General features: G+C 40.9%; 10 protein-coding genes. 1 reads left to right on the forward strand and 9 read right to left on the reverse strand.

Going from position 1 to position 12558, the window contains the following annotated elements:
- Window positions 1-7: 7 nt before the first annotated feature.
- A complete protein-coding gene (locus tag HMPREF9010_RS10815) occupies window positions 8-3352 on the reverse strand; it encodes a PL29 family lyase N-terminal domain-containing protein (protein WP_008649442.1) in 3345 nt (1114 codons plus the stop codon).
- Window positions 3353-3653: 301 nt separating this feature from the next.
- Here HMPREF9010_RS10815 and HMPREF9010_RS10810 point away from each other — a divergent pair, with 301 nt between their 5' ends.
- The gene (locus tag HMPREF9010_RS10810; protein ID WP_004309601.1) at window positions 3654-4241 is read left to right on the forward strand and encodes an RNA polymerase sigma-70 factor; all 588 of its coding nucleotides are present in this window, start codon (window positions 3654-3656) and stop codon (window positions 4239-4241) included.
- A 108-nt stretch (window positions 4242-4349) separates the two neighbouring features.
- Here HMPREF9010_RS10810 and HMPREF9010_RS10805 read toward each other — a convergent pair whose 3' ends face one another.
- The 8 genes from HMPREF9010_RS10805 to nagA form a co-directional block, all read right to left on the reverse strand.
- Window positions 4350-5693, reverse strand: a complete 1344-nt coding sequence (locus tag HMPREF9010_RS10805) for a Gfo/Idh/MocA family oxidoreductase (protein ID WP_004309602.1) — start codon at window positions 5691-5693, stop codon at window positions 4350-4352.
- 87 nt (window positions 5694-5780) lie between these two features.
- Window positions 5781-6020 carry a hypothetical protein gene (locus HMPREF9010_RS10800; protein WP_004309603.1) on the reverse strand — a complete coding sequence of 80 codons (240 nt, stop codon included), beginning with the start codon at window positions 6018-6020 and terminating at the stop codon, window positions 5781-5783.
- 3 nt (window positions 6021-6023) lie between these two features.
- Window positions 6024-7349, reverse strand: a complete 1326-nt coding sequence (locus HMPREF9010_RS10795; RefSeq protein WP_008649446.1) for a Gfo/Idh/MocA family protein — start codon at window positions 7347-7349, stop codon at window positions 6024-6026.
- A gap of 1 nt (window position 7350) precedes the next feature.
- Complete coding sequence (locus tag HMPREF9010_RS10790) at window positions 7351-8121, reverse strand: FAD:protein FMN transferase (protein WP_008649447.1); 771 nt, start codon at window positions 8119-8121, stop codon at window positions 7351-7353.
- A 51-nt stretch (window positions 8122-8172) separates the two neighbouring features.
- Window positions 8173-9582, reverse strand: a complete 1410-nt coding sequence (locus HMPREF9010_RS10785; RefSeq protein WP_008649448.1) for a putative oxidoreductase C-terminal domain-containing protein — start codon at window positions 9580-9582, stop codon at window positions 8173-8175.
- Window positions 9583-9586: 4 nt separating this feature from the next.
- Window positions 9587-10591 (reverse strand): Gfo/Idh/MocA family protein, encoded by a 1005-nt coding sequence (locus HMPREF9010_RS10780; RefSeq protein WP_008649456.1) that lies wholly within the window; start codon window positions 10589-10591, stop codon window positions 9587-9589.
- Between the two features lie 6 nt (window positions 10592-10597).
- The gene (locus HMPREF9010_RS10775; RefSeq protein ID WP_008649458.1) at window positions 10598-11389 is read right to left on the reverse strand and encodes a glucosamine-6-phosphate deaminase; all 792 of its coding nucleotides are present in this window, start codon (window positions 11387-11389) and stop codon (window positions 10598-10600) included.
- Window positions 11370-12557, reverse strand: a complete 1188-nt coding sequence (gene nagA / locus HMPREF9010_RS10770; protein ID WP_008649460.1) for an N-acetylglucosamine-6-phosphate deacetylase — start codon at window positions 12555-12557, stop codon at window positions 11370-11372. Before nagA ends, HMPREF9010_RS10775 begins: the two co-directional genes overlap by 20 nt.
- Window position 12558: the final 1 nt, after the last annotated feature.

Raw genomic sequence — 12558 nt, forward strand, 5'->3', positions numbered from 1 at the left:
TGATTCATTATTCAAGTACTCTGACATGCAGATAGTTCATGCAGCTTCTTTCACCATTCGCATCCGACACATGATTGATTACATTTCCGATACCATTTTCATAAGTCCACATTACCGTAGAACCTCCTCCATCGAAACGGATTACATCATATAACCCCAACTTTTTGCAGACACGATAAGCTTCATAAAAATCAAGTCCTCTGTCGTTATCTGTTCTTCCGTCTACACAGAATATAATTACCTTCGATTTATCTTGTGTCATTCCAAGATTAGTAGTCGGGTTGATTGTCTCTGCATCTTCTTTCTTGGGAGGAGCGGAGTATATACCATTGTATACGTAGCGATACATGCTGGAATTATGTACTTTAATCGGATCGGTAGAACTACCTATTTTAAGTTCGGCACTAATTTGTACTTTATCTCCTGTTTTCAGACTTTGAGCCAGTTCATTGGCTTTGTCACCTGTCACTTGCAACACCCATTCATTTTTATCTATTACGTATGGAGCTTCTACAGTAGTGCTTCGCCCGTCAATGATTTGGGTAATTGTAGCTTCAAAATCACCGGAATTAACCTTCAATGGTTGGTTATTTTTGCCTATGATAAACAAAGCTTTGGTTCCTATTGGGTTGGTCAACCCCGGATGAGGCTCTTTCACATATCTGAAAGTATATAAATTTGCATCGTATGATGGCTTGCCATTCAAGCGGACAATGGTGTCATTGACTGAATAATATTCATATTCTTTGGTTCCGACTTTCAATTTACCAGTAAAGTCTCTCTTTTCGAAACTGATGGAACGGTTATCAAAGAAGGTGAATCCCCAGACATGATTGGTCAAAGTGGAACGCACATACGGATTATTGACGAATACAGGTTCTCCTTCTTCAATATGCATTCCTCTGGGGAAACCGTCGTGAGAATTGAAAAAGCCGGTATTGATACCTACGACGATATTTCTTCCTTCTCCTCTTCGTCTGACACAAGTCTCTGACAATGTTTCGCGAAGAATTTTACCATTATTAGAGTTGTTGTTACCATTAGGATTCGGGCAGATCTCATCTGCCATGACTGTTTCGAACGTCACTTTCGGATTGTTCATATCAATCTCGATAGCATAGATATTCTGATTGAAATTGGTGAAAGAATAGTGTTTGTATACGATACCCGATGCCAATTCGCGGTCTTCGGTCACCTGCCAGTCATAGTATGCTTCATCCTGATTAGAGAAGTTATTAGCTTCTTTGGAGAAAGCTCCGTGGCGGACGGCATTGCTGTAAGTGGCAACCGGAGCATCTTCCGGATTGTTCTTGTAAACACTGTAATCTCCGATTTTGCCTCCGATGTGGCAGTCTGTGATATAGTCTGTGCCAGTTTTTGTACCGCTATAGCCACAAGCCCATCCGGGTCCATGTTTGTTGGCTCCGTCTGCGGTTGCATCCGACAGAATGATTCCGTTGTTTGTACATGATTGAACAAATCCGGCGTTGTGTCCGACGAATCCGCCTGCACGACTTCCATTTTGAGAGTAGACGTTTCCGTTGTTAATACAATTCTTGAGGTATTTATCTGTGTTGATTCCCCCTGCAAGTCCTCCGATACGTTTCACATTATATCGTTTGGAGTTTGAGGCAAATACATCGTTCACGTCATCCTGAATAAGTCCTTCGTTAGTGCTGTTTTCAATCGTTCCTTCCTGTAAAGTTCCTACGATTCCTCCGCCACGTCCGGAAGGTGCACTGATATTTCCTTTGTTGATTGCATATCCGATATAGGCTTCATCAATTTCTATATATCCCGCAATTCCTCCTTGGTTGAAAGCGGAATAGGCCCCGGAGCCCGTGTTGACAATATTGCCGCAAGTCAGGTTGCCTTCATTTATACAGCCATTTGTTTGTGTTGTGTCGCCTATTTTATTTCCATACAGTACACCAGCCAAACCTCCCATTCGAACACCGATATTAGCGGCGTTTGTTCCTTCAAAGGATAAGTTTATTTTATTGGTGCATGCCAGTATGCTTCCTTCACAATAGCCTACCAATCCGCCAATAGCTGCCCCTTGCGGAGCTTTACCTGTAATGGTGGCATTACCGGAAACCACTAAATTTCTGATAATTCCCGAACTGCCGAGTGAATTAAATAATCCGTGGGCGATATTGCCGTCTTCAAGATTATACGTACAAGTTAGGTTGTTAATTGAATGTCCTTTACCGTCAAATACCCCGTTGAAGGTTTGCTCGCCGATTGTATAAACTACTTTTGTATTAGCACTGGTAGTATTACTTGTAACTTTACTTCCTACACCGCTCGTCAGTGTAATATCTTTCATATCGATATCATTCAGTAGGATTACGTTTCCTTCTGTGTCTTTGAATTTACGTAAACTACCTCCATTCGTGACCGCATCTATAAATGCTTTAAAGTCTGTTGCAGTAGCAATGCCTCCGTTTTCGACGATTGGTAGAGTAAAGCGTACCGGCTTGATTAATACATTATCTTCAGTATCATAGAGCATAATCATGGTTACTCCCTCTTCAAAATCATCGGTAAAGGTAATAGCCAGTGTTTTATTGCTGCTATTCAACTTGACTTCTACTCCATCGTCGCTACGTGTGATGAGCACCAGTGTTTGTGCTGCCTTTTTCCCGATAATATTATAATTTAAGGTAAGGCTTTTCGTTCCTTCCTCTATAATAATAGGAGAAATGGCAGGTTGGCCTGCATTTTTAAATTCTACATTAAATAGCGTAAAGGTACTGACCGATAGAATTTCTCCGTTGCCTAGTGTTATTGAGGCAGTTCCGTTATCGTTCATTTCCACTTTAGTAATCAGTGAAGCCGTTTTACCTTCGGCCTTAATCGGCTTTTGGTTACTGTCGAGAATCTGCTGGCCATTGATAACCCAATATCCATTCTCATCCACTCGTATTTGAGGAGCGCTACCCGATACTGGGATTTTTTGTTTGTTGGTATCCAACAGGAAAGTTGTTTGTCCTTTGGTGGTAGTAGTCCAGTAATAAGTTCCGGCTTCTTCTTGTATTCCGATAATCGGACTGGAAACCATTTGATCGGTGGTAGCGATGGTGAAGCTATGCTCTACATTGTCACTTCCTTTATAAGAAATGACATAACCGCCATTAGCAGCTTCTGTGACAGAGGTGATTGCTCCTCCTTTCACAATTTGGCTCAACGCATTCGCTTGTAGTTGCAAACTGTTTAGCTTCTCTTTCAGTTGATCGAGATCTTTGTAGATTCCATCAATGTCCTTCCAGGCAGCCGAGTCATCATAGTCATCGGTGCAACTGCCAATCACAGGCATGAGTAGCAAGAATAAAAGTAGAAAATTTCTCATGTTTTTTAAATAATTTGATTCAATGGTTAATAGCGCGCTATTTATAACTCGTTTCTATAATGAAGAACACATCACTTGGAGGGGGTACGTAATCGGATTTGAACTTTTTTTTTAATCATCACTATTTTCAATAAGACTTGAATTTTTCATATTAATTTCATAGTTTTGTCATCAGAAGCATACTATTTCCTGTTTACTCCTCCCTTACATATTACAATATGATGTGATTTTAAATAGGGTTTGGTATATCTTCTATATTATTTATAGCTTTGTTGCCTAGAAATCTTTTTCGGAATAAACGATGAATAAAACTGATTTATCTTCTGTTACTGAAGAACAACTGTTGTTACGGCAGTTGAGAGAAGGGGATATGGGGAGCTATGAGACCCTTTTTCATCGTTATTATCCCACCTTTTTTGCTTTTGCCAGAGGTATGCTGAAGGATGCAGGGGCAGCAGAAGATATTATCCAGAATGTATTTATGAAGATCTGGATACATCGTGAAGCTTTGGATGAAACGATGTCAATCAAGAACTATATTTATGTACTTTCCAAACGGGAGGTTTTCAATTATCTTCGGGCCAAATACAATACCCATGTTGTGTTAACGGAAGACATGATGACATTGGAGCAATCTTCAAGTACGGATGAGCCAACTACAGACTATCGTGAATTGCGTGAAGCAGTACAAAGTGTGATTGATACGATGCCGCCTAAACGTAGGAGTGTGTTTTGTCTTAGCCGTTTCAAATCCCTGACTAACCAAGAGATTGCTGATAAACTCGGTATTTCTATTCGTACCGTTGAGAAGCATATAGAATTGGCTCTTCGCACTTTTAAAGAACAGTTGGGGAGTTTCTTTGCTCTTTTTGTGGGGTGGTTCCTTTGAATGAGGCTGTAGCGACTGCAGGGGGGCTACTTGTATAACAGAAAGAGATATGGTATTTGAACACCATATCTCTAAATAACTTATTAAAAGTGAGAGGAATAAGCTGAATTAAACTCGTATTTCCCATCCTTTTTCATACTCTCTTCCCCAGAGCTTATTAGCCTCCAAATCGTTGAGAATACGGCCGCTTCCCGGATCGATTTGTAATGAATGACCGACGCGCTGAGCGATATTACCCAATTGTACTAGCTGGGTACTGATACAGGCATCTACAATTCCGGAGTTTAACTTAGTACCTTTGCGGATAGCATCAAACCAGTTCCGGAAGTGGAAAGAGTCCAGCTTTTCTGAAGGATTCAGGAGATTTCCGGTTTCAAACTTCAAATCACTCTTTACCTCCTTGATCGTTTTGCCTTTGATATCTGCTATCTTATATTCGTTACCACCACCAATAAAAAGAGTGCCCGTATCTCCATAGAATGCAGTACCGACTCCATATCCGTCTACCGGCATCGTATTGCAACTACGTCCCTCCCAGGAGAAAGATGCTTCGTCGCCAAACTGGAAAGTGATAAGCTGTGTATCCGGCGTCTGCCAATCATCCTGAAAACGATAACGTCCTCCGATTGAATCTACTTTGGTTGGATAATCCACACCTAGTCCCCAGCGAAGCATGTCGACAAAGTGAGTACCGTTATTTAAAGCTTCTCCAGTTCCCCAGTTCCAGAACCAGTGCCAGTTGTAATGAATGAAGTTATCCTTGAAATCGGGTACACGAGGGGCAGGGCCTTGCCACAAATCCCAGTCCAGATAATCCGGTACGGGAATGACTTTACCTGTTCCGATAGAAGGACGGTTGTTGACATACCATGATTTGGCATATCTCACTTTTCCGATGGTGCCGGACTTGATTTCCTCCATCGCTTTGATTACATTCGGGAATGATCTGCGTTGATTGCCAACCTGAACGATTCGATTGTATTTTAAAGTGGCTCTAACCAACATTTCATTTTCTGCCGGATTGTGGCTAGTTGGTTTTTCCAGATAAACGTGTTTGCCGGCTTGCATAGCCATAATGGCTGCTTTGGCATGCCAATGGTCCGGAGTGGCGATTACTACTGCCTCAAACTCATTGGATTCTAACATTTTGCGTATGTCTTTTTCTCCTTTAGGAGTCCGTCCGGTCAGTTTGTGAATCACAGCCTGGCATTTTTCAAGTGCTCTTGAGTCTACATCGCAAATGTAAGTTACTTCACAATCGGGTTGTTTGGCAAATCCTTGCGCGAGAGCACTGCCTCTGGAATTTACGCCAATAACTCCGATACGTATTTTCTCATTAGCTCCCAGAATATCTTGATATCGGCTGGAACCAAACCCTGGAAGTATGCTTCCTAAAGAAAGTGCAGCTGTACCTGCTACTGTTTTTTTGATGAAATCTCTTCTTGTTGTCATAGTATCTATTTTTCTCCAAAATTAGGTTGTTATTAGGATATGTGAATGAGTATTTCCGCCAATTCTCCCTCAAAAAACGTAAATTTCTTATTTTTTTCTTCGGAAAAGACGGATCAGGACGCTAAGAATTCCCCGGGGAATCCATAGGATGAAATAAATGAAAATGCTGATGACAATCACATATCCGATTTGAGAAATTACTTCGATCCATGGTCGGGAATAGACAATGATTGCAATAACATTGACGATAAACGCAAGTATGAAACTTAGAAGATAGATATTTCTTTCTCGTTTCAGCTTTTGGGATGTGATGATAATATCTTTCATGGTTTAGAATTTCATATAAGGTATTTTATATTCGTCAGGAAAGAATATGTGGCGTTGTTCTTCCATGGCCTGATTTCCAAGTAAACAAAGAACCGTTGAACAATATGCTTCTTCAACTATATTCTGTGCTTTCTCTCCGGTGATACATGACTGGCAGAAAGAAGACAGGATAATGTCCGAACCGTCTTTGTCTGCTCCGATCATACTCAATCCACTGTTTACGTGAATATCTCCATCAATGATAAAGTGTGGTGTGTACTCCATTTTTGTTTCCGGTCGCCAACTGGGACCTGCTGTCGGGATGGCGGCAAAGACCTTGTCTTTTACCTGGTCAATCAGTTGCCGGATACCCGAAGTTGAATGATCTTCTTCCAGATAATAAATACCTTTTGCCATTTCCATGGTTCCTTTACTTCCCAGAATCTGGTCTTCCATTCCGTTGAACTTGTTGGAAATCAATGATTCGTATGCGATCTTAACTCCATCCGAGTATCTGTAAGTGACATTGACGCTATCATAAACTTCTCGTCCGTCTTTCCAGTATACAATGTCACCCATTCCCATAATGGATTCCGGCATTTTTTGGGCTGCCCAGTTACAAACTTCCAACTGATGGCATGCTAATTCCGTCATTAATCCTCCGGAGCTCTCTTTGTATAATCTCCAATTAATTTTGCGTTCCAGCTCTGGTGAAGGAACCGGACGACGCCAGTCTGCATTACGGAACCAGTGACAGCGAAGACCTACTACATCTCCGATGAGACCGGAATGGATCATCTGCATTCCCTTGATGTACTTCTCGTCATACATTCGCTGCATACAAAAGTAGAGGACTTTGTCTGACTGGTTGTAAGTGTCATAGATAGCCTTGCACTCGTCAAGGGTACGTGCCATTGCTTTCTCGCAAAAGACATGTTTGCCGGCAGCTAATGCGTCCAATACAATAGGTGCATGCCAGTTTAGTGGTGTGGATATGATGACTCCATCGATGTCCTTCGATTCCAGTAGTTTGCGGTAATCCGTATATGGCTTTGCATCCGGACAAAGTTCCAATGCTTGTTGAAGATTGGGGGCATAATTATCACATACGGCAACAATTTGTGCATGAGGTATTTCTTTGAGGTTATGGATGTGGTATTGTCCTCTGGACCCGGTACCAATCAAAGCGATTCGTGCTTTCTCATGCTTGATCTCTTGTAGTTTCTCCGGAGTACAGGAAGTCAGCCAAGGAGTGGTCGCCAATAATGCGGTTCCTCCGGCAACATATCCCAGGCTTTTGATGAATTGTCTGAGTCCTAAGTCTACTCCTTTTTCTTTATGTTCTTTCATATCATAAATTGTATAGGGTTGCTTGTATATTATTGAACTTTTCTGAAATCTTTTTTTGTTCCTGTTCATTGGCAATCATCCAGACCGTACTAAGAATTTCGGCTTCCAACGGGTCGGGGGACAGGATAGAACTTGCTTTTCGTTGTTTATTAAATATGCCTGTAAGCGGATTCATAATGTGTCCGGTATATTGTAACGTATTGCCGGAAGTGGATAATGCTGTATCCTGCAGATCGAATTCTTTTAGAAGAGACTGATTGTACGGGTTCAGAAAACTGACTTTCCAACAATCTCCATAAGGATGATGTCCTATACCCAGGATCGAACTGTTTCCAAAATTAGCAAATGCATCACTAATATTCTCCTGTTCAATGAATTTTCTTATTTTCTTCAAAGCATATCCTTTGGCAAAACCTCCAAAATCAAGTGAAATATCAGGAGATGTAAAGGAGATATATGAATGTTCATGAAGTTGTATTTGGGAGAAATCTTTTAATGTAATGTCGAATAAGTGTGAAGTGGTCTCATAATAGTATGAGCAAAGCTGTAAGATTGATTTCATCTCTTTACTGATTTGAATCTTGCTTTGAGAAGCATGATTATTAATCTTGGAAACTTCACTATGAGGATCAAAACGATTTAATATTTTATCCAATCGCTCCAGCTCATAGGCGATATCTGCCCAAAGTGTATTCAATCGGTCGATATCGGAATGAATGAGCAGGATATCGAATCGGGTCCCCATGATATGAGGAATGAAGCCATGAAACATGGCATCATTTTCATAATATTTGCATCTTGTTTCTAACACCTATTGTTTTGTTTATTTGTTTCCTTTCTTTGCCATTTCTACAGCAGTAGTAGTAATGTAATATTTAGCTAGTGTATTTTCATTTTCCCATTCCGGCATATCCTGATTGTGTACATAATGCAGGAAAGCCTTTGCCACTTTGCTGAAATGTTCTTCGTGTCCTAATCGTTTTTCCTGTGGTATGTCAATCAGATAAGTTCCATTCTTTTTGTTTTTGACAGATAAGAACGGATAAGTTATTTGAAGCTGTTCCACTGTTTTTTGCAATTGAGCTTCAAATGTCCGATTGTCAATGTCCGGTTCTTTCTGTATATATAGCTCTTTTACAAATCCATTTTTTTCATCCTGAACGATTTTTAAAGTGGCTTTACTTCCTTTCTTTATGGAAGTAAATGTATCTCCTCCGTTAGTGGGTGGAGTATAATTCCATGTGACTTTCATTCCTATACAAATCCCTTTAACGGTATAGTTGAGACTTCCGTTTGCCATCACCTCCAATACATCGTTTTTTATGTATCGGTTAAGATAAGCGGGAAAAGAATCGATTTGTGTCGATTGACTGAACTCTGCTAATGTAATTGGAGTTGGCCAGTGTTTGGCGGCATTCACGGTGACATCCGATTGATAATGAATCGTTTCATCAGGAAAACATTGCCAGTTGATGAGGTCGATCAGATGTGTTGTAACATCTGCAATGCCTTCTCCTTGTTGCTCTACATCGTAATACCATGCCGGGCGAATTAATGGCTTGCCAGAAACTGTCTTGAAAAAATGATGCACGCTTTCCATTATGACAGATGGATTGTCCGGTGAACCTTTTTGTAAATCTCCGAATAATTCCGTCTGATGCAAAAGCTCTTTTTCTATGATATTGAGGATATCATAACGTTCCGTCATCAGATCGTATAAAAGAAGATTCTTTTCTTTGGCGAGTTGATAGGCTTCTGTCAATAACTTGAAATCCTGTGGATTGATAGCCAGTGGCTTATCGGCAAGGACATGATATCCGGCTTTGATAGACTCCATGATATAGCGCGTCTTTTTCTGATTGTTTCCGGCCAATACTACTACATTACCTTTATGATCGGCAAGCATTTTCTGGAGATAATCATCTCCGGTATATACTTGTTTTTTCCATGTCGTAGGAGATTCCGCCCGCTGATTATAAGAATCAATGCTTTCCAGATATTGGTTGACGGCTATTCCTTCGGGGGCATATATCCGGATGGTGTCACTGACATCTGTCAATGTCTCTTTTTGAAGTAGGCTGGCATGGAAATGTCCGGGATCGAGAACCACTACTTCTATTTTACATGAATCATTGGCTTCCGCCTTATTCATAATCTGTTTCTTGGAGAAAGAACATGAAGAAACTATAAATAAGATTGATATAAGCCCGATTCCTTTATATATAAATTTCATTTTCTTATTTATTATAGGTTTTGATTAATTTCCGGGCGTCTTTCCATCCTTTTTGGTAAGCTTCTTCCAATGTGACAATTCTTCCATTCTCTTCTTTACTCATATTGGATGCTTTCATGAAAGTGAATATTTCAATTGTTTCTTCTCTGGAGATAGGAGAGATTCCTGTTTGAAAGTATTTAAGAATCTGTTCAAGAAGCGCTTTATAACCTTGGTAACCTCCTGCGGCTACTGCTCCTTTTGAAGTATAGGCAGTTCCACCATAAATTTGCGGTCCTTTTATAATCGCTCTGAAAGTTCCGATTCTACCATCTTTCCATCGTCCTACTACTACATCCCCTCTATCTGAAGACATCCGGTTGACTGATTCGCATCCTGTTCCCATAATTGTGTATAATGTTTCTACTCCATGAATGCCATAGAAACCGAAATCCGGATGCGTTGGCTCCACTTTGTGAGGAGAATAACAATCGGCTCCAAGGATTTTGCCAAATTCTCCATTTCTTAATTTCTGGTTTTGAGGAGTAAATCTAAGAGCAGAAGAGGAAAAAACAGGTGCATTGTATTTTTCTGCCATTTCATAAATAGCGATTGCATCTCCTAAAGTAGCTCCGACAGGTTTGTCAATATAGCATATCTTACCTGATTTGAATACCTCGACGGCTTGTTCCAAATGTAGTCTGCCGTCATTGGTTTCCAAAAGGACACAGTCTACTTTTTCCAGTAAATCTGCTATTGATGAGGTGATTTCCACGCCATTTGCTTTGACCTTTTCAATGTATCCGGGGATTCGTTCGTAACTGGATTGAATAGTCTTTGAACCGTACGGATACGCTGCTACTACCCTAAAACCTTTGGAAAAGGTCTCATCCGAACCACTATTAATCAATTCGGTGAAAGCGGTGGAATGGGATGTGTCCAGACCAATAATTCCGATCCGCATAACTTTTTGTGCGTGTATACTGAAGCTGATAGCCAGTAGTATAAGAAGTGAGATTCTGTTTTTCATAATCCTTTATAAATTAATTCTTTCTGCACTTTCCGGGTCCAAATATAACGAAGAATTTTCTTTTCTTCGCAATATGCTGGCCGGACATTTTTCTGAAACTTCACCATAAACAGTCTGATAGACTGCTTGAGCTTTATTTTTGAACGGGACGATACAAAACATCCATTCAGCTTTTAGCAAAGCCGGTATCGTGAGTGTTAAAGCTTCTTTGGGTACTAAGTCTAGTGTCTTGAAGCATTTTTCATTGACTTGCTGTTGGCGACATATTGGGGCCAGTTCAACTACTTTCACAAGTTTGGGATCATTAAAATCTGCTACATCCGGATCATTGAAAGCAATATGCCCATTTTCTCCAATTCCCAGACAAACGATGTCAACCGGATGCTTAGTCAGCAACTCTGCATATCGCTGACATTCCTCTTCAAGGTTTTCTGCCAGGCCATTCAGATAGTTGACTTTCTTGAAAGGAACTTTGTCAAAGATACGAATTCTAAGGAAATGTCCAAAACTTTGTGGGGCTTCCGGATGTATACCGATGTATTCATCCATATGAAAAGCGTTTATTCGGGTCCAGTCGATGCGTTTGTCATGAATCAGATGACTCAAAAACTCATTTTGTGAGGGGGCAGCAGCGAAAATCATATTTATCTCCGGTTTGCTTTCCAATAAGCGACAAATTTGGTCGCCGACTTCTTTTGCGGCTACACTGCCCATCTCTTGAATGGACGGGAAAATTCGAACTGTTAATTGTTCCTGCTGAAAAACTTTGGTCTTAGTTTCATTTAGTATAGATAACATGGCCTTTTAATATTGTATTATTTATATTTATTTGATTATCAAAAATGACTATGTCGGCATCCTTACCGATTTCTAAAGAACCTTTTTCTTTGTCAATATGAAGAATACGGGCGGGCGTCAGGGTCATCATACGAACAGCGTCAATAAGAGGAACACCGGCTAAATATACCATGGTTCGAATCAGTCGGTCAGTTGTTGCAACACTACCGGCAAAAGCTGTCCGATCCGGCATTTTGGCCACTCCGTCTTCGATAATGACTTTCTGCCCGTTGTTGAGGCTGCCTAATATCGATTCACCGTCCGGCATACCCGCTCCTCTCATGGCATCAGTGCAGAGGGCTGTTCTATCAATTCCTTTGAACTTGTATACGAATTGGAGCAGAGGTTTCGGAAGATGTATGCCATCGGCAATAATCTCCACTGTCATATCTTCAATCAAGTAGGCGGCTTCTACTACTCCGGCATAGCGGAAAGCATTTCTGCGAGTCACTGATGACATAGCCGAATAAAGGTGGGTCACATGTGTATAACCTGCTGTAAAGGCTTTCTCAACTTCTTCATAAATCGCGTCGGTATGAGCGATGGAGGGCAGAATATGATGTTGTTGCAGAGTTTGCCCTAGTGCTAGAGCACCCTCCAACTCTGGAGCTACGCTCCAACGGATAATATCTTTTGAGGCTTCCAGAATGGCATTATATTCTTCTGCTTGCGGTTTTTTCAGGAAGTTCGGGTCTTGCGCACCACATTGTTTCGGTGAAAAGTAAGGTCCTTCCAAATGTAAACCGATAAACTGCGAACCATTGACATTCATTTCTTTAGCTTTCTGATATACGGTAAACGTCGTCATTAACTCCTCGTTAGTGCTGGTAAGTGTGGTGGGAACCATTGCAGTGGTACCATACTTGGCATGTGTCTCGGCCACTCCGAGAAAAGCCTCGACAGTGCCATCCATGAAGTCATGTCCTCCTCCTCCGTGGATATGCATGTCGATGAATCCTGGTGAGACATAATTCTGACGGGCGTCTATTACTTTGTCACCGACGAGCGGTTGATAGCTCTCATTGGGAATAATCTGCTCAATTTTTCCATTTTCACATATCAATATTTGGCCCATTTCTATGCCTGTTGGCAGAATGAGTTTTCCATTTGTTATGATGAGTCTTTCCATA

This window comes from Bacteroides sp. 3_1_23 (assembly GCF_000162555.1).
GTDB classification, from domain to species: domain Bacteria; phylum Bacteroidota; class Bacteroidia; order Bacteroidales; family Bacteroidaceae; genus Bacteroides; species Bacteroides ovatus.